This window comes from Flexivirga oryzae (genome assembly GCF_014190805.1).
Taxonomy (GTDB): Bacteria; Actinomycetota; Actinomycetes; order Actinomycetales; family Dermatophilaceae; genus Flexivirga; species Flexivirga oryzae.
The window spans coordinates 229,408-247,468 of sequence record NZ_JACHVQ010000004.1 but is presented as its reverse complement, the minus strand read 5'-3'; the positions used below and the strand labels follow the sequence as shown (position 1 = coordinate 247,468).

The window sequence follows — 18,061 nt, the reverse complement described above, 5'->3', positions numbered from 1 at the left end:
GCGTCCCGGCGTTTCGCGCAGCGGCCGGCACCCGGACCCGAAGTAGCCTGGTAAATATGAGTGCTCGCGTCGACCACGACCTGGTCATCGTCGGCTCCGGCTTCTCCGGGATCGGCATGGCGATCGCGGCGAAGAACCGCGGCCGCGACTTCGTCATCCTGGAGAAGGGCGACGAGGTCGGCGGCACCTGGCGTGACAACCGCTACCCGGGGTGCGAGTGCGACGTCCCCAGTCACCTCTACTCCTTCTCGTTCGAGCTCAACCCCTACTGGTCGAAGGCGTACGCGACCGCCGACGAGATCCAGGACTACCTGCTCTATTGCGTGGAGAAGTACGGGCTGCGCGAGCATGTGCGCCTCGGCAGCACCGTCGCCCGGATGACGTATGACGAGGGCCTGGCGGCCTGGCACCTGACCGTCACCGACCGCGGCGGCGACAGCCGCCAGCTCGTGGCCGGCGCGGTCGCGCTGGGCGTCGGCACGCTGCACGAGCCGAAGATCCCCGAGATCCCGGGCATCGAGCAGTTCCGCGGCGAACTCATGCACACCGCGGCCTGGGACGAGGGCGCGACGATGGTCGGCAAGCGGGTCGGCATCGTCGGCACCGGCTGCAGCGCCGTGCAGGCGATCCCGCACCTGGCGGAGGACGCGCGGCACCTCACGGTCTTCCAGCGCACTCCCGCCTGGGTGCTGCCGAAGGTCGACCCGGCATACCCCGACTGGCTCATCGACCAGTACGAGAAGCGCCCCTGGATGATGAAGGCACACCGCACCAAGCTGCGTGCCGCCGGTGACCTGCGGGTCGGTGGGTTCACCCGGGCACCGGCCGCGCTCAAGGCCGCCTCGAAAGCCGCTCTGGCCAATATGCATTCGGCGGTCAAGGATCCCGAGCTGCGCCGCAAGCTGACCCCTGACTACACGATGGGGTGCAAGCGCGCGACGCTGTCCAACAGCTACTACCCGGCGCTCGCGCGCGACGACGTGACGGTGGAGACCTCGCTGATCGAGCGCGCCTGGCCGGGTGGCGTGACGACGGCTGACGGCACCGACCACGACCTCGACGCACTCGTGTTCGCAACGGGCTTCGACGTCACCGGGTCCTACCGGCACCTGCACGTCACCGGCCTCGACGGACGCACCCTGGACGACGACTGGGCGACCGACATCGAGACCTACTTCGGGGTGACTGCGCCCGGCTACCCCAACCTGTTCTTCCTGCTCGGCCCCAACACGGTGCTGGGCCACACGTCCGTCATCCTGATGATCGAGGCGCAGATCGGTCTGGTGACCCGGCTGCTCGACGAGCGCGACACGCGTGGCGCGACGGCGGTGCAGGTGCGCCCGGAGATCGTTCCGGCGCACATGCAGCAACTGGACGCGCGCAGCGCCCGGTCGGTGTGGCAGGAGGGCGGCTGCAGCAGCTGGTACCTCGACGAGCAGGGCCGCAACCGCATCCTGTGGCCCGGCAGCGTCGGCGATTACGAGCGCAAGCTGGCCAAGCCGGAGCTGATCGACTACGAATTCACCGGCTCGGCAAGCTGATCCGCCCGCTCGGCCACCCGGTGCACGTGCCGGCCGAGCAGCATCGCGACCGCGGCCGCCACCAGCGCCACGACCGCTGCGCCGAGGAACACCGTCTGCACCTGCAGCACGCCGGCGTCGGTCACCTGCGCCTTGGTCGGGTTGTGCAGCGACTGCACCCGCCCGTAGAACCGGTGCAGCCCGATCGCGGTCAGCAACGCCAGGCCGACGACCATCCCCACCATCCGCGCGACCACCAGCAGCGAGGACGCGACGCCGTGCGCGTCCTGTGGCGCGTCGTGCAACGCCGCGTCGTTGACCGGGGCGATGGCCAGCCCGACGCCGAGACCGGCGAGCACCAGCATGGCGGTCGGCAGCAGCCACGAGTGGAGTGCGTCGGCGTCCCAGGTGGACATCTGCAGCAACGCGAGGCCGGTCACCAGCAGCCCGGGGGCGGCGATCCAGGCCGGCCCGAGGCGCCGGAGCAGCCAGCCGCCGACGAGGGCGCCGATCGGCACCGCGACCAGGAAGCGCAGCAGCACGAGGGCGGCCGTGGTCTGCGACGTGGTCACGGTCAGCCGCGCCAGCACCGGTATGTCGACGACGATCGCCACGATGGCCGTACCCACGCAGATCGACACGAGGAGCGCCGGGCGTACCCTGCCGACCACAACGCCCTTGGCGATCAACGGGTTTCGTGTCGTCCGCTGACGCCATACACACAGCGCAGCGGCGACCGCGGCGACCGGCAGCAGCCACCAGCCCAGCGGGCCGACGACCTGCTTCTCCGGGTTGGACGCGGCGAAGGTCAGGACGAGCGCGCCGAGCGCGATCGCGATCAGCAACGCGCCGAGCACGTCGACCCGGCGCACGATCGGCCACCAGTACCGCACCGACAACGCCAGGAGGACGACCAGCGCGGCCAGTCCCCACACCCCGATCGGGGTGAGCAGTCGCGCCGTGTGGTCGCCGTAGGGCACGAACGGGCCGCCCCACCGGATCGAGGTGGTGAGCGACTCGGGCGCCCACAACGCCAGCCCGAGGACGGCGACCGTCGCGAGCGCCGCGAGCCCGGTCACGGCGTGCCACCACCAGGGCAGCTGCGACCCGACGCGTTCGCCACCCCGGGGACCGCCGGTCACGGCGACACCGACGGCGAGCAGGATGCCCAGCAAACCGTTGAGCCAGAAGATCATTCGCCAGTCGGAGACGGCCAGGATCAGCGCGCCGAGCAACGGCCCGACCACGCTGCCGATCTCCTGCACCGCACCGACGACCCCGAACGGCGTGCCGCGTTTACCGGGCGGCCAGATGTCGGCGACCAGGGCGAGTGTCGCGGGCACCAGGCCGCCGCCGCCGATGCCCTGCAGGAACCGCCCGGTGACCATCACCGGGAGGTCGGCGGAGATCGCGGTCACCGCCGAGCCCACCACGAAGAGCGCCAGGCAGGCCAACAGGATCCGTTGCCGGTCGACCAGGTCGGCGAGCCGACCGATCAACGGCAGCATCGCGATGTAGCCCAGCAGGAAGCCGGAGATGATCGGCGTCGCCTTCTGCAGCGCGTCGACCCCCAGGCCGACGCCGTTCATCATGTCCTGCAGCGCCAGCACGACGACATAGGTGTCGGCGGCGGCGAGCGCCACGGCCACCGACGCGGTCGCGAGCAGCGTCTTGTCGCGGCCGGAGGCGACCGCCTCAGGGCTTGGAGACTGCAACCTTCTCGCCGTACTTGCTGAACTCGACGGTGTATGATGTGTCATTGGTACCCTGGTAGAACTCACCCGTCAGCTGCGCCGAACGCAACTCGCCCGAGTCGGTGATGAGGTAGACGGCGTCGTAGGTCTGGTCCGCCTTGCCGAAGCTGAGCGTCTTCTTGATGACCGAGCCCGGGAGCGTGCCGGTGACCGTCTGCGCGATGTCCTTGCCGTCGCGCTTCTTGGCGCCGAACTTCGGTGACTTGGTCGCGACCAGCAGGGACGAGAAACCGCCGTCCTTGGCGAAGATCTGTGCCGGGTCGGGTGCGCCGAACTGCTTCGGGTCGACCTTGGACATCTTCGGGCTGAGCGGGGTCTTGGCCCACACCATGCCGTCGACCGCGACGACCGGCACGCTGATGGTGCCGGCGACCGCTATCCGCACCCCGATCTTGCCCTTGAACGCCGGAGCGTGGGAACCGTCGCCCTCACCGCTGATCAGGCCGTTCTGCTTGGCCGGCACCTTCGCCGAGGTCAGGTTGAGGTGCACCCCCGAGGTGTCGTCCAACGTCTGCTTCGCCTTCGCGAGCGTCGCCGCGGGAGTCACCGCAGCAGCGGAGGTGCCGCCGGACGGGGCGTCCTTCTTGCTGCTGCCGCTACTGCAGCCGGTCAGCGCGATCGTGGCCGCGAGAGCGACAGTGCCGGTGGCGGTCAGAGTACGTCGCATGCAGAGCAACCTATCTTTCCCGAGAGTTGAGGTGAGACGTGTCCCTTGGTTGACGCGCAGGACGGCTTGCGGGTTCCCCGACACGTCGCGGCGGCCGGCGCTCCGGAAGAATGGCGACATGCCCGAGCTACCCGCGCAGCGCGCGACCATCAGGGACGTCGCCCCGCAGCTGCGTGCGGAGGCGGATCGGTTGCTGGACTTCGCGCTGAAGTCGCAGGTCGAGCACGGCTTCGGTTGGCTGGACGACGCGGGTGGGCTGCTCGACCGGCCGCTGGAGCTGTGGGTGACCTGCCGTATGACGCACTCGGCCGCCCTCGGTCTGCTGACCGGCCGGACGGAGTTCGCGGCGATGGTCGACCACGGGGTGGGTGCGCTGCGGACGGCGTTCCGGGACGCGGAGCACGGCGGCTGGTTCGCCCGGATCGACGCCGCCACCGGCGCCGTGGTCGACGGGTCCAAGGAGGCCTACGCGCACGCGTTCGTGCTGCTGGCCGCCAGCAGCGCCGTCGTCGCGGGCCGGCCGGGCGCCGCGGAACTGCTCGACGAGGCGCGGCGGGTGCACGAGGCCCACTTCTGGCTCGAGGCGAAGACCCGGGTGCGGGAGTCGTTCTCGGCCGACTGGGCGACCGCGGAGCCCTACCTCGGCATCAATTCGGTCATGCACACCGTCGAGGCGTTCCTGGCGGTGCACGACGTCACCGGCGAGACGCTCTACCTGGACCGCGCCGAGGCGATGACCCGGCAGATGGCCGGCTGGGCGCGGACGCGTGACTGGCGCATCCCGGAGCACTTCGACGGCAACGGCGCCGTGCTGCCGGAGTACAACCGTGACCGTCCGACGGACCCGTTCCGGCCGTACGGCGCGACGGTCGGTCACGGCCTGGAGTGGTCGCGCCTTGCCCTCTCGGTCGTGGCGGCGCGCAGAACGCGCGGGGCGTCATACAACTCGGACGTGCTGGTGGCGGCGGCGACCGGGCTCGCCGAGCGTGCGGTCGCCGACGGGTGGGCGGCAGATGGCGCGGACGGTTTCGGCTACACGACCGACTGGGCCGGCCGGCCCGTGGTGCGCGCCCGGCTGCACTGGGTGGTCTGTGAGGCGATCGCCGCGGCATACGCCATGCACGAGGAGACCGGTGACGAGCGGTGGGCCGGCGACATCGTCACCTGGTGGCGTTACGCGCAGCAGTACCTGATCGACACCGCGCAGGGCTCGTGGCACCACGAACTGTCGGCGGGCAACCAGGTCGCGCACGAGACGTGGGAGGGCAAACCGGACGTCTACCACGCGCTGCAGATGTGCCTGCTCGTCGGCGACGGGTTGCCCCTCGCCCCCTCCTTCGCGACGGCCCTCGCCGCCCGACGCCGCAACTGATCCGCCGAGAGGCCCAGAAACACACCGAAAGGCCCAGTAATTCGAGCGGATCCCGCTCGGATTACTGGGCCTCTCGGCGTTAGGTGGGCCTGTCGGTGGGGAGGGTCAGGCGACGGTCGGTGAGGAGGGTCAGGCGACGTCCGCCGGGTCGGCGCCGGCTTCGACGCCGGCCGGGGCGAGGGTCAGGCCGTCGCCGTCGGCCGCCTTGTCCACCGTGACGGTCTCGCCGTCACGGATCTCACCGGCGAGCAGGGCCTTGGCCAGCCGGTCACCGATCTGCTTCTGCACCAGCCGGCGCAGCGGCCGGGCACCGTATGCCGGGTCGTAACCCTCGTCGGCAAGCCACTGCTTGGCTGCGTCGGTCACGTCCACGGTGATCCGCCGCTCGGCGAGCCGCAGCGCGATCGCGTCGACCTGCAGGTCGACGATCCGGGTCAACTCCTCCTTGGTCAGCGCCTCGAAGATGATGACCTCGTCGAGCCGGTTGATGAACTCCGGCTTGAACGACTGCCGCACGGTCTGCATGACCGATTCCTGCTTCTGCTTCAGGTCCAGCGTCGGGTCGACGAGGAACTGCGAGCCCAGGTTGGAGGTCATGATCAGGATCACGTTGCGGAAGTCGACCGTGCGGCCCTGGCCGTCGGTCAGCCGACCGTCGTCCAGCACCTGCAGGAGTATGTCGAACGTCTCCGGGTGCGCCTTCTCCACCTCGTCGAGCAGCACCACCGAGTAGGGGCGACGACGCACCGCCTCGGTCAGCTGGCCGCCCTCCTCGTATCCGACATACCCCGGAGGCGAACCGATCAGCCGCGCGACCGCATGCCGCTCCGAGTACTCCGACATGTCGATCCGCACCACGGCCCGGGGATCGTCGAACAGGAAGTCCGCGACGGCCTTGGCCAGCTCGGTCTTGCCGACACCGGTGGGGCCGAGGAAGAGGAACGAACCGGACGGCCGGTCGGGTTCGGAGACGCCGGCGCGGCTACGGCGCACCGCGTCGGACACCGCCTGGACGGCGCTCTTCTGTCCGATCACGTGCTCGCCGATCCAGTCCTCCATGCGCAGCAGCTTCTCGGTCTCGCCCTCCAGCAGGCGCCCGGCGGGTATGCCGGTCCACGACGAGATGACATCGGCGATGTCGTCCGGGCCGACCTCCTCCTTGACCATCGGCGCCTCACCGCCGGCGGTCGAGCTGGTCGACTCCGCGGCCTGTGCGTCCGCCAGTTGCTTCTCCAGCGCGGGCAGGTCGCCGAAACGGATCTTGGAGGCCCCGCCGAGGTCGCCGTCGCGCTCCAAACGGTCCGCCTGGGTGCGGAGTTCGTCGATCTCGCTCTTGAGGTCACCGACCTTGTTCAGGCCGGCCTTCTCCTGCTCCCACCGCGCGGTGAGGGCGTTGAGTTCGTCCTGCTTGTCGGCCATGTCGGAGCGCAGCTTGGCGAGGCGCTCCTTGGAGGCGTCGTCGGTTTCGTTCTCCAGGTGCAGCTCCTCCATCTTCAGCCGGTCGACGGCACGACGCAGTTCGTCGATCTCGACCGGCGAGGAGTCGATCTCCATCCGCAGCCGGGACGCGGACTCGTCGATCAGGTCGATCGCCTTGTCCGGCAGCTGCCGGGAGGTGATGTAACGGTCGGACAGCGACGCGGCGGCCACCAGCGCGGCGTCCGAGATGGCGACCTTGTGGTGCGCCTCGTAGCGCTCCTTCAGACCACGCAGGATCGCGATGGTGTCCTCGACCGACGGCTCACCGACGAAGACCTGCTGGAAGCGCCGCTCCAGCGCCGGGTCCTTCTCGATGTGCTCGCGGTACTCGTCGAGGGTGGTGGCACCGACCATTCGCAGCTCGCCCCTGGCCAGCATCGGCTTCAGCATGTTGCCGGCGTCCATCGACGAGTCGCCGCCGGCGCCCGCGCCGACCACGGTGTGCAGCTCGTCGATGAAGGTGATGACCTCACCGTCGGAGCCCTTGATCTCCTCCAGGACGGCCTTCAGCCGCTCCTCGAACTCGCCGCGGTACTTCGCACCGGCGACCATCGCCCCGAGGTCGAGGGAGATCAGCCGCTTGTCCCGCAACGACTCGGGGACGTCCCCGGCGACGATGCGCTGCGCGAGGCCCTCGACGACGGCGGTCTTGCCGACGCCCGGCTCACCGATCAGCACCGGGTTGTTCTTGGTACGCCGGGAGAGGACCTGCACGACGCGGCGGATCTCGGAGTCACGGCCGATGACCGGGTCGAGTTTGCCCTCCCGGGCGACCGCGGTCAGGTCGGTGCCGTACTTCTCCAGCGCGTCGAAGCTGCCCTCGGGCTCGGCGCTGGTCACCTTGCGGCCGCCACGGGTCTGCGGGATCGCCTCGGCCAGGGCGTCGCCGTTCAGGCCGAAGTCGCCGGTCTTCGCCAGCGCGACGAGCAGGTGGTCGGTGGACACGTACGTGTCGCCCATCGACTCCATCGTCTGGCGCGCCTGCTCCAGCACGTTGGCGAGCGTGCGGGACATCGTCGGCTGCGCGACGGAAGCGCCCTGCGCGGCGGGCAGCGAGCGGATCGCCTGCTCGGCGGTGGCCCGCACAGCCTGCGCGGACGTGCCAACGGCTTCGAGCAACGGGCCGGTCGTCGTGTCGGTCTGCTCGGTCAGCGCGAGCAGCAGGTGGGCGGGCTCCACTTGGGGGTTGCCCGATCGGGTCGCCAGTTGGACGGCGTTCGAGGCGGCTTCTTGCGCCTTGGTCGTCAGCTGCAGATCCACGTCAGTCGGTCTCCTTCGTCAGGGTCGGTCAGGTCGTATGCCGGACCGCGGCGCCAACCACTTCAAGCTCCCCGTCAACCCTGACGTGTCACGTGCAAGCGGGCAAGGGCGTCCGGTCCGGTACGTCTTGTCCTCAGTGTCAACCATGTCGAAGTTGAGTCTATTCCGCTCAACTTTGATCGGATGCGGACCCACCGCCTTTCCCGCGCCCGTCCCCACCCCCCGACCGTCGGCACTTCGGGACGCCTCCGCACGCCATACCCGTCCCGACACCCCGACCGTCGGCACTTCGGGACGCCTCCGGACGCCATACCCGTCCCGACACCCCGACCGTCGGCACTTCGGGACGCCTCCGCACGCCATACCCGTCCCCACACCCCGACCGTCGGCACTTCGGGACGCCTCCGCACGCCATACCCGTCCCCACACCCCGACCGTCGGCACTTCGTGTCTGTGATCAACTTTCTGTAGGCCGTTTTGGCGGGGTTTTCCTGCCGAGGTAGTGGCTGGTTTCCTGCCAAAAGAGCGCTAAGAATCCGGCCACTGGACTGCTGGACGCGGTAGTCGGTTCGGTCCTTTTGATTCCCCTTGCTGGTGACCGCTGCCTGGCGTGCACCACCGACCTCCATAGGTTTCCTTCATTGTTCCCGGTGTGACGGGTGATGCGTGGAGGAGCCGGAAAGTAGATGACGATCAGCATGTCCGTTCAAGAAGAGATCCGCCGGTTGGACTCCGAGGGAGTCCCGGCCCGTCAAATCGCCCGGGACCTGGGTATCAGTCGCGACTCGGTGACGAAATACGCTGACATCAGTGACTATTCGCCCCGGCCCGCGACACCGGTACGCCGCCCGGGGGCGTCGGTGTTGACCGGGTACATCGACGTGATCGAGGGTTGGTTGGCCGATGATGCGCGCCGTCCGCGTAAGCAACGCCACACTGCCCGGCGGATCTTCGACCGCCTCGTTGCCGAACACGGGTACGCCGGGTCGTACTCGCCGGTGCAACGGTATGTGAAGGCGTACCAGCAGGACCGCCGCGGCGCCGGGGACGGGTATGCCGAACTGTCCTGGCCTGCTGGGACCGCGCAGGTCGACTTCGGCCAGGCGAACGCGGTCATCGCCGGCGTGCTGCAGGTGCTGCACGTGCTGGTGGTCACGTTCCCGTTCTCCAACATGCGTTTCGCGCAGGCCTACGCCGGGGAAACCGCCGAGTGCGTGTGCCACGGGCTACGCACCATCTTCGAACACGCCGGCGGCGCGCCTCGGCAACTGGTCTTCGACAACGCGACCGGCATCGGCCGCCGGGTCGGCGCGCAGGTGGTCGAGTCGAAGTTGTTCGCCGCGTTCAAACTGCACTACCGGTGCACCGCACGATATTGCAACCCGTACTCCGGCAACGAGAAAGGCAACGTGGAAAACGCGGTCGGGTTCCTGCGCCGCAACTTGATGGTCCCCGAACCGGTCGCCGCGACCCTGACCGGGCTCAACCAGGTGTTGCTGGCCCAGTGCGACCAGCTGGGCGCCGGCGTCCACTACCGCAAAGGCGTCCCGATCGGTGACCTGTTCACCGACGACGTGACCGCATGCCTGGCGCTGCCGACGGCCGGGTTCGACCCCGTCCGGTACGAAACCCGGGTCGCGGACAAGACAGGCAACCTGCTCATCGACGCCAACACGTACGCCGCCGGGACAGCGTTCGGAGGACGGAAAGTGACCGTCGGGATCCGCCACGACCGCGTCGAGATCCTCGACGAACACGCCCGCCCCGTGGTGACCTTGCCCCGCGCGTTCGGACACCAAGCCGACACCGTGTTCGACCCGATCAGCCTGCTACCGGTGCTGATTGCCAAACCCGGCGCCTGGACCCACTCCCCGGCCCGAGCCACCGTCACCGACCCCGTGCGCGACTGGCTCGATACCGCGGACACCACCGACCGGCGGCAACTACTGGCCGCGTTGCACGCGGCCGGCACCGCCGCGGGGTACCAGCACGCCATCACCGCCGCCGACACCCTCATCCGCGCCGGTGACGACCCCGGCACCGCCGCGATCGGGATGCTCGCCCGCCGCCTGGCCACCGGCACCGAACCAGCCGCCAGCACCGTCGACCTGCACGTCTACGACACCCTGACCACCGGCCAGCACAACCACGGCGACCAACCCGACGTCGAGCACGACGACCAGCAGCACGACCAGCACAGCGGGGTGTGCGCGTGAGTACCGCCAGTGTGCAAGAGGTCATCGACGCCGGCCGCCGCGCCTCCTTGACCTCCGCCGTGCTGGAACACTGGGCGACCAAGGGCACCCCGAAGCAACGCGAGTACCTGCTCGGGCTACTACAGGCCGAGCACGACTCCCGGCAAGAATCCCGCCGGCAACGCCTGCTCAAAGCCGCCAAACTCCCCGCCCGTAAAACCCTGGACGGCTACGACTGGTCCGCGATCAGCTTCCCCGCCGACTACGGCCGCACCCAACTGACCAGCCTGGACTTCCTCGGCCGCGCCGAAGACCTAATCCTGTTCGGCGACGTCGGCACCGGCAAAACCCACCTGGCCACCGCCCTAGCAGCCGCGGCCTGTCAGGCCGGGATCCCGGCCCGCTACTTCACCACCAGCTCCCTGGTCATGCAGCTACGCCACGCCAAAGACACCGGCAGGCTGGACCACCAACTGGCCGCCCTGGCCCGCAACCAACTCCTGGTGATCGATGAGCTCGGCTACCTACCCATCGACACCGATGGTGCCCGGCTGCTCTTCCAAGTCATCGCCGGCGCCTACGAACAACGCTCCCTGATCATCACCACGAACCTCGAATTCTCCCGCTGGGGAAGCGTATTCGGCGACGACAACATCGCCGCCGCGATCATCGACCGCCTCGTCCACCACGGCCGACTCCTGCAATTCCGCGGCGAGTCCTACCGCGTCAACCACGCCCTCATGAAATAACCACCCACCAAGAACAGCCACACAGCTCACCCGGCCGGAAACCCCGCCACCCTGGCCGGAAAATTAGCGCTCAAACGGCCGACAACCAGTTGACAAAACACACACTTCGGGACGCCTCCGGACGCCATACCCGTCCCGACACCGCGACCGTCGGCACTTCGGGACGCCTCCGCATGCCATACCCGTCCCGACACCCCGACCGTCGGCACTTCGGGACGCCTCCGGACGCCATACCCGTCCCGACACCGCGACCGTCGGTACTTCGGGACAACGAGAAGTCCCCTGACCCGGCGGGGGTCAGGGGACGTGATGGTGGAGGTCGGAGGTGCCGCCCGAGGCGGTCGCCGTCAGCGGCGGCTGAGCCACGGGGCCTGCTTCTCGAGCAGCAGCTCGTGCGCGTCCTGCTGCTCGCGGAAGAAGGCCCGGACCTTGCCGGAGAAGCCGGCCTCGGACCGGCCCTGGTGGGTGTGCTTGCCATTCAGTGACTGTGTCGTGTTCATGTTGTCTATTCTGACCGACTTAATCGTTGAGCACAAGCTGTGATTTCTACACCACCGTTCAGTTTTGCTGTACTATCGAATCATGCTCGACACACACCGCCTCCGGGTCTTCCGGTCCGTCGTCGCCAGCGGTTCGGTACAGGCCGCCGCGACCCACCTCGGCTACACACCGTCCGCAGTCAGCCAGCACATCAACCAGTTGCAGCGCGAGACCGGTCTGACGCTCTTCGAGCGTGCCGGTCGCGGCATCGCGCCCACCGCCGTGGGCCGGATGCTCGCCCAGGAGAGCGACGAAGCCATGGCGGCGCTGTCCCGACTCGGCGACCTGGTCACGGACATGCGCAGTGGCCGCACCGGCAGCCTGACCATCGCGTGCTTCGCTTCGGCGGGCGAGGAGTGGATCCCACGACTGGTCGCACAGTTGCAGCGGGAGTACCCCGACGTCGTGATCACCGTCGATCTCAACGAGTTGAACAACGACGGCAAGGCGACCACCGATCTCGACATACGCACCGAGAACCCGAACGAGAACCATTCTGCCCCAGCGGGTTACACGCGCTACGAGCTGATGTCCGAGCCGTATGTCGCGGTGCTTCCTGCCGATCACGAGCTGGCGCCGCGGGAGACGCTCACGCTGGCCGAAGTCGCCGAGCAGCCCTGGGTCGACGAGAGCATCGCCGAGCAGACCTGCAGCCGGATCATCCGCCGCGCGCTGACCCAGGTCGGCGCCAAACCGCGCATCGTCGCACGCTGCCAGGACCATCACACGGCGTTCGCGCTCGCCGCCGCCGGCGTTGGCGTCACACTCGTCCCCACGCTCACGACCGGCGCTCTGCCCAAGGGCGCCACCGCTGTCCCGGTCTGCGACCCGGAGATCCGGCGCGGCATCTCGGTCCTCGTGCGTGATGCGGCCGCAGGAAACCCGGTGGCCGGGCGCGCCCTGGAGCTGCTCCGGGAGATCGCCGCGCCGACGGAATAGGCAGCGGGACTAGCTGCCGATCGCGCTCGGGGCGGGCGCTCCCCGATCGCCGGCCGGCGCGATGTCGATGGTCCACTCGGTGAGCACCTCGACGACCTCGAAACCGAGCTGCACGTTGATCGACACCATGTGGTCGTTCGTCTCCGCGTTCATCGTGCGCACGAACCGGACATCCGGTCGATCACGGTGCAAGCGCCGCAGATTGGCAACCTTGACCGCCATACCCAGGCGCTTGCCGCGATGTGCGCGGTGCACGAACGTCCCGAGCTGATTGGCATGCTCGACGCCGGCATCGATGGTCAGGTCGCTCTGCGCCGCCACCACCCCGGTGCTGCGATGAATCGCCAGAGCGCTCAGGTGCGTCCGTCCCTGCTCGCGCTCGCGGGCAGCCATTCGGCGCAGCCGGTCGGGCGTGACCGCCTCGGCCTCGAACTCGATGTCGCCGGAGGGCGCGTCGACCGCCAGCAGGCTGAGGAGTTCGGCAAGCCCCGCCAGGTGCTGCTCCGGCACTCCGTCGACGAACACCTCGATGTCGTAGTCGCCGACGTGTGCCGCAGTGGCAGTCGCCAGCTCGTCGAGCCGCTCCGGAGGCACCGGCAACGACAGATGCCGGGCAACTTCGTCCCACCCGGCCGAGAATCCCGTGGCTCGTGCGAATTTCACGAAGGGGTGGTCAGGGTCGGCAACGCCCGGCACGAGCGTCTCCGCGAACAGCATCGAGCGCCCCAACTCGCCGGCGCGCTGCACGTTCCGCTCGACGAGGGCCCGCCCGACCCCGTGCCGGCGGTGCTCCGGCGCGACGTCGACCACGGAATAGACCTTGTCGGTGTTGTCCTGCAGCGGAATGAACAGCAGACTCGACCCCAGGCATCGACCGGCAGGGTCGAAGAAGCCGTACAGCTCTTGGGCGTCCTCCGGGTCGGGCCGCCGCATGTGGATCAGCCACGAGTCGAGGCTGATCGGGGCGAACCACTGCTGATCATGTGATTTCGCAGCGATCCCGACCTCGAAGATCTGGCGCATGTCGTGGTCGTCCGCAACGTCGATGAGTCGAATCACCCGAAACACGCTAAGCAAGGATGCGGCGCCGGGCGATCGAATTTCGTCGGCACGAGAGCCACCAAACGTTGTTACTCACCAGTAACATGGTGGTGAGCGAGCCAGCCCCCTCACCACGGAAAGTGAGCGACGATGTCAATCCTGCGACGTCTGACCCTCGGCACCGCCATCGCCACCAGCGCCGCCTTCGCGGTCACCGGCACCGCAACAGCCGCAGCCGACCCCGTCGGCCCGGCGCAGTCCGGTTTTTACCCGGCGCTGGCCTACAGCCTCGCCCACCCGACCGCCCTGCCACCCGGCATGAACGACTGGTCGTGCAGGCCGTCCGCGGCTCATCCGAACCCGGTGGTCCTGGTGCAGGGCACCTGGTCCAGCCGGTACGACAGTTTCGCGGCACTCGCCCCGGCCCTGGCGCAGCAGGGCTTCTGCGTGTTCGGCGAGAACCTCGGCGACAGCGACGCCGCTGCGAGTCAGATCCCCGGGGTCTACCTGACCGGTCCGGTCAAGGACTCCGCCCGCGAGCTCGGCCAGGAGGTCGACAGGGTGCTCGCCGTGACCGGGGCGCGGAAGGTGGATCTCGTCGGGTGGTCCCAGGGCGGGATCGTCGCGCGCGGCTACCTGAAGTTCTTCGGCGGCGCCGATGCTGCCGATCCGGCAGCTGACAAGGTGGCGCACGTGGTCACCATGGGCGCCACCAATCACGGCACGACCTTGTCCGGACTGGCAACACTGGCAAAGGTCTTCGGGATCAACCCGGCGCTGCCGAGCACGATGGGGCAGGCCGCGGTGGACCAGGAGATCGGTTCGACGTACCTCGCCGAGCTCAACGCGGGAGGCGACACGCTGCCGGGCGTGGACTACACGGTCATCGGCAGCAGGTACGACGAGGTGAGCACGCCGTATCAACGCACCTTCCTGACCGCCGGCGCCGGAGCCACCGTGCACAACGTCACACTGCAGGACGGCTGCCCGATCGACCTCAGCGACCACATCCAACTGCCGTATTCACCACGCGTGATCGGATTGACCGAGAAGGCCCTGGGGGCGAACGTCTCGGTACCCTGCACCCTCCGCACACCCATCGGCTGAGGCGGCAGGACGCACCCCCGACGAACGAGAAGTCCCCTGACCCGGCGGGCGTCAGGGGACGTGATGGTGGAGGTCGGAGGTGCCGCCCGAGGCGGTCGCCGTCAGCGGCGGCTGAGCCACGGAGCCTGCTTCTCGAGCAGCAGCTCGTGCGCGTCCTGCTGCTCGCGGAAGAAGGCCCGGACCTTGCCGGAGAAGCCGGCCTCGGACCGGCCCTGGTGGGTGTGCTTGCCATTCAGTGACTGTGTCGTGTTCATGTTGTCTATTCTGACCGACTTAATCGTTGAGCACAAGCTGGGATTTCTACACCACCATTCAGTTCTACTGCATTGTTCTGCTCGCTCGACACGCCTGCCACGGCTGGTGTGGGTTCGCCGCCGACCGAGGGTTCCGGACCGTCCGGCGCGCGCCGAAAAGTTTTTCCTCCCCGGATGTATCAGAAGCGCCGGTCACGCCTCCTGAACGGCGTCCAGGACTTCGACAGTGACGGTTGGGAGGTCGCCGTCGGTCAGCCGCCTCGGCGGTGTCGGTCCCTGGACGCGAAGGGTGCGCCTCGGGGGGTCCGGGCCCACCTCGGCACCGCCTGCACCCGGGTCCACGGGGGATGATCCGGGTGCAGGCCCCCGGGCGGGCAAAGGGCTCGTCCACTACGGTCAGGAGCGAGGTATGCGGGCTGTCATCGGTGGTTGCCTGCGTGCCTCGCAGACCGTGCACCAGCCACCGCCCAAGCCGATGAGCGACATGATGACCGCAGCGGATCAGCCGGACGACGAAGAGCGCAGCCCGGACGGTGATGTATGGCGTCCCGCCGGCATCCGCTTCGCACAGTTCCGGGCCGGCGATCGTTCGGCGCTCGACGACCTGGTGCGGCTGCTCAACCCGGTGCTGTGGCAGGTCGTGCGAGCCTACGGGCTGGACAGCACGCATGCCGAGGATGTCGTGCAGCAGACCTGGCTGACCCTTGTGCGGCGCCAGGCAGCGATCCGTGACCCGCAGGCGGTGTCCTCCTGGGTGATCATCACGGCCCGCCGCGAGGCGTGGCGGGTCGCCAACCGCGACAACCTCGTGACCCCGGTGGAGGACGAAGTGCTCGAACGGCGAGCCGCCGTGGGCAAATCCGCGGAGGCTCAGGTCCTCTCCCGAGACGCGGCGCAGGAGATGTGGCAGGCGGTCGCCACGCTCGGTGAACGCTGCCGACGGCTGCTGCGGGTCATCGCCTTCGACGACCGCCCCGACTACCACGGACTCGCGGAAGAACTCGCGATGCCGATCGGCAGCATCGGCCCCACCCGCGGCCGCTGCCTCGCCAAACTCCGAGCCGCTCTGAACGACGGCGACAGGCAATGAAGGAGACACCGATGGCGCACGGTGACGACGATCCGCTGTGGCAGGACCTGCGCGAGATGTGGCAGACGCTCGACCCGCCGCCGGACGACCTCAACGCGAAGGTCCTCGCGGCCATCGCGGTCGAGGACCTCGACCGCGAATACGAGTTGCTCCACCTCGTGGAGTCCAGCGCCGAACTGGCGGGCACCCGCGCGGCCGGCTCGGACACGAGCGGTCTCGTGCGCGCGATGACCATCGAGTTCAGCCACGACGAGATCAGCGTCCTGCTGCGGGTGGGCGGGCTCGACGACGGGCGACGCCGCATCGACGGGTGGATCGCGCCGGCCTGCGGGACAGCGGTCGTGATGCGCGGCGACAACCGGAGTTGGCGTGCCGCGATCGACGAGTCCGGGCGGTTCGAGTTCGGCTCGCTCCCGCCCGGACGGGTCCGGCTGTGGCTCGAGGGAGCCGAGCGCTCCTTCACCACCACCATGTTCGAGATCTGATCGGCACGAGCGGAGGCACCGATGAGCACCAGGCAAGGCAACGGCCGGCACACGCCGGAGGGACCCTCGCGTATCGAGTGGCGTCAACTGGACCCTGCCACGGCCGTGACCGTCGCCGGCGTCGAGGCGGGACCGACCGTCTATGCCGCCTCCCGCCTGCTCGTGTCGACGCTGCGCGACCTCGACCCGGTCCTGACCCTGCTGCGCGCGACCGCGGCCGGGCTCGGCTGGTCCGTGACCGTCGACGAGGAGTGCACGCACGCCCGGCTCACCGAGCCGGAGCCGGTGAAGACGGATCGGTGTCAGCGCCTGTCCTGGGCGCAGCACGGTGAGCTGGGCATCCACCGGCTGCTGCTGTCGGTCGCCGACGGCCACGCGAGTGAGGTGCCGGATGCGTGGGATCTGCTGCAGCAGGCGCGCGGCCAGCACGGGCTCGCGGCGCTCGCCGGGGTCGGGCTGGACCATCTCCTGTCGCCGGCGCCGTTCACGACCTCCAACCCGTTCACCACGTCCAATCCGTTCACGACGTCCAATCCGTTCACCACGTCCAATCCGTTCACGACCTCCAACCCGGTGTCGTCATACGGCGCTCTCGGCCTGGGCGGGCGGCAACCGATCGCCTACACCGGCGCCGCGCCGCACCGGACTCCGGACCGCGAGCTGAAGCGGCGCCGGCCCGTCGTCGCGCTGCTGGATACCGGCTGCGGCTCGCACCCATGGCTCGACCCGGTGGTGCGCACCGACGTCAAGCTCGACGGACGGCCGATCGGATACGCCGACCCGGCGACCGATCCCGAGACCCACCCCGACCAGTCCGGTCCGCTCGACGGCATGCTGGACATGCTGTCCGGGCACGGCACCTTCCTGGCCGGCCTGGTCCGCCAGAACTGCCCGGACGCCGACATCCTGTCGTGGCGCGTCACACCCTCGGAAGGGCCGATCGCCGAGTCCGACTGGATCGAGGCGTTGATCCAGATCTCCGAACTCGCCCGGCGCGGTCGCGCCGGGGAGCATGGCGGCCGGCCCATCGACGTGCTGTGCCTCGCGATGGGGTACTACCACGAGACGCCCGAGGACGAGATGTTCGATCCGACGATCCACGAGGTCCTCACGTCACTGACCAGGACGGGCACCGCCGTCGTGTGTTCGGCGGGCAACGACGCCACCACCCAGCGCTCGTTCCCCGCGGCGTTCGCCGCGACGTCGGCCGACGCGGGCGAGGGTGCCGGTGCGGCACCGATCCTCTCGGTCGGCGCCCTCAACCCCAGCGGCCGATCGGTTGCACTGTTCTCCAACACCGGCGACTGGGTGACGACCTACGAGCCGGCCGCTTCGGTGATGAGCACGATGCCGGCGTTCCAGGGTGGGCTCGAGCCCGTCGCCCGGACCGAGGCCGAGGGACACATCCGTGAGGCCATCGACCCGGACAACTTCGAGGGACAGTTCGCGGTCTGGAGCGGAACATCGTTCGCCGTTCCGGTGCTGGCGGGTCGGCTGGCCAGCGAGTTGCACGCACATCTGCCGACCGCCGGCGGCAACGACACGGCGAAGCGGGCCGTCCACCGCAGCTGGGCCGCCTTGCCGGCCGTTCTTCGCGCCAAGCCATGAT

15 protein-coding genes are annotated in these 18,061 nt (G+C 69.0%); 9 read left to right on the top strand and 6 right to left on the bottom strand.

All coding sequences use genetic code 11. The features are described from left to right. Positions 1-56 precede the first annotated feature (56 nt). Complete coding sequence (locus FHU39_RS20390) at positions 57-1,541, top strand: flavin-containing monooxygenase (protein ID WP_183322561.1); 1,485 nt, start codon at positions 57-59, stop codon at positions 1,539-1,541. On the opposite strand, the gene FHU39_RS20385 is transcribed toward FHU39_RS20390, so the two are convergent. After that, positions 1,514-3,235 carry an MFS transporter gene (locus FHU39_RS20385; RefSeq protein WP_246336773.1) on the bottom strand — a complete coding sequence of 574 codons (1,722 nt, stop codon included), beginning with the start codon at positions 3,233-3,235 and terminating at the stop codon, positions 1,514-1,516. The genes FHU39_RS20390 and FHU39_RS20385 overlap by 28 nt on opposite strands. Beyond that, positions 3,216-3,941 (bottom strand): LppX_LprAFG lipoprotein, encoded by a 726-nt coding sequence (locus tag FHU39_RS20380; RefSeq protein WP_183322559.1) that lies wholly within the window; start codon positions 3,939-3,941, stop codon positions 3,216-3,218. Before FHU39_RS20380 ends, FHU39_RS20385 begins: the two co-directional genes overlap by 20 nt. Positions 3,942-4,059: 118 nt before the next feature. Between FHU39_RS20380 and FHU39_RS20375 the strand changes: the two genes are divergently transcribed. Continuing rightward, on the top strand, positions 4,060-5,313 hold the full coding sequence (locus FHU39_RS20375) for an AGE family epimerase/isomerase (RefSeq protein ID WP_183322558.1): 1,254 nt from the start codon (positions 4,060-4,062) through the stop codon (positions 5,311-5,313). A 129-nt stretch (positions 5,314-5,442) separates the two neighbouring features. Here the strand turns inward: FHU39_RS20375 and clpB are convergent, their stop codons facing one another. Then, entirely contained in the window at positions 5,443-8,052 is a 2,610-nt protein-coding gene (gene clpB / locus FHU39_RS20370) for an ATP-dependent chaperone ClpB (protein ID WP_183322557.1), read from the bottom strand. A gap of 698 nt (positions 8,053-8,750) precedes the next feature. On the opposite strand from clpB, the gene istA reads away from it, so the two are divergent. Both istA and istB read left to right on the top strand, forming a co-directional pair. Further along, positions 8,751-10,268 (top strand): IS21 family transposase, encoded by a 1,518-nt coding sequence (gene istA / locus FHU39_RS20365; protein WP_246336362.1) that lies wholly within the window; start codon positions 8,751-8,753, stop codon positions 10,266-10,268. Next, entirely contained in the window at positions 10,265-10,996 is a 732-nt protein-coding gene (istB, locus tag FHU39_RS20360) for an IS21-like element helper ATPase IstB (RefSeq protein ID WP_343065740.1), read from the top strand. The genes istA and istB overlap by 4 nt, the downstream gene beginning before the upstream one ends. A gap of 347 nt (positions 10,997-11,343) precedes the next feature. Here the strand turns inward: istB and FHU39_RS20355 are convergent, their stop codons facing one another. Beyond that, complete coding sequence (locus tag FHU39_RS20355; protein WP_183322552.1) at positions 11,344-11,496, bottom strand: hypothetical protein; 153 nt, start codon at positions 11,494-11,496, stop codon at positions 11,344-11,346. Positions 11,497-11,578: 82 nt separating this feature from the next. Between FHU39_RS20355 and FHU39_RS20350 the strand changes: the two genes are divergently transcribed. Then, positions 11,579-12,475: a LysR family transcriptional regulator gene (locus FHU39_RS20350; protein WP_183322556.1), complete on the top strand. Its 897-nt coding sequence runs from the start codon at positions 11,579-11,581 to the stop codon at positions 12,473-12,475. Positions 12,476-12,484: 9 nt separating this feature from the next. On the opposite strand, the gene FHU39_RS20345 is transcribed toward FHU39_RS20350, so the two are convergent. Further along, on the bottom strand, positions 12,485-13,534 hold the full coding sequence (locus FHU39_RS20345) for a GNAT family N-acetyltransferase (RefSeq protein WP_183322555.1): 1,050 nt from the start codon (positions 13,532-13,534) through the stop codon (positions 12,485-12,487). A gap of 132 nt (positions 13,535-13,666) precedes the next feature. On the opposite strand from FHU39_RS20345, the gene FHU39_RS20340 reads away from it, so the two are divergent. Further along, a complete protein-coding gene (locus FHU39_RS20340; RefSeq protein ID WP_183322553.1) occupies positions 13,667-14,623 on the top strand; it encodes a lipase family alpha/beta hydrolase in 957 nt (318 codons plus the stop codon). A gap of 101 nt (positions 14,624-14,724) precedes the next feature. Here FHU39_RS20340 and FHU39_RS20335 read toward each other — a convergent pair whose 3' ends face one another. Then, positions 14,725-14,877 carry a hypothetical protein gene (locus FHU39_RS20335; protein ID WP_183322552.1) on the bottom strand — a complete coding sequence of 51 codons (153 nt, stop codon included), beginning with the start codon at positions 14,875-14,877 and terminating at the stop codon, positions 14,725-14,727. A 409-nt stretch (positions 14,878-15,286) separates the two neighbouring features. Between FHU39_RS20335 and FHU39_RS20330 the strand changes: the two genes are divergently transcribed. Genes FHU39_RS20330 through FHU39_RS20320 form a run of 3 tightly spaced genes read left to right on the top strand, consistent with a single transcriptional unit; the run spans position 15,287 to position 18,060 of the window. Further along, entirely contained in the window at positions 15,287-15,967 is a 681-nt protein-coding gene (locus FHU39_RS20330) for an RNA polymerase sigma factor (RefSeq protein ID WP_221185749.1), read from the top strand. A gap of 11 nt (positions 15,968-15,978) precedes the next feature. After that, positions 15,979-16,452, top strand: a complete 474-nt coding sequence (locus FHU39_RS20325) for a hypothetical protein (RefSeq protein ID WP_183322551.1) — start codon at positions 15,979-15,981, stop codon at positions 16,450-16,452. 21 nt (positions 16,453-16,473) lie between these two features. Next, a complete protein-coding gene (locus tag FHU39_RS20320; protein ID WP_183322549.1) occupies positions 16,474-18,060 on the top strand; it encodes a S8/S53 family peptidase in 1,587 nt (528 codons plus the stop codon). Position 18,061 lies beyond the last annotated feature (1 nt).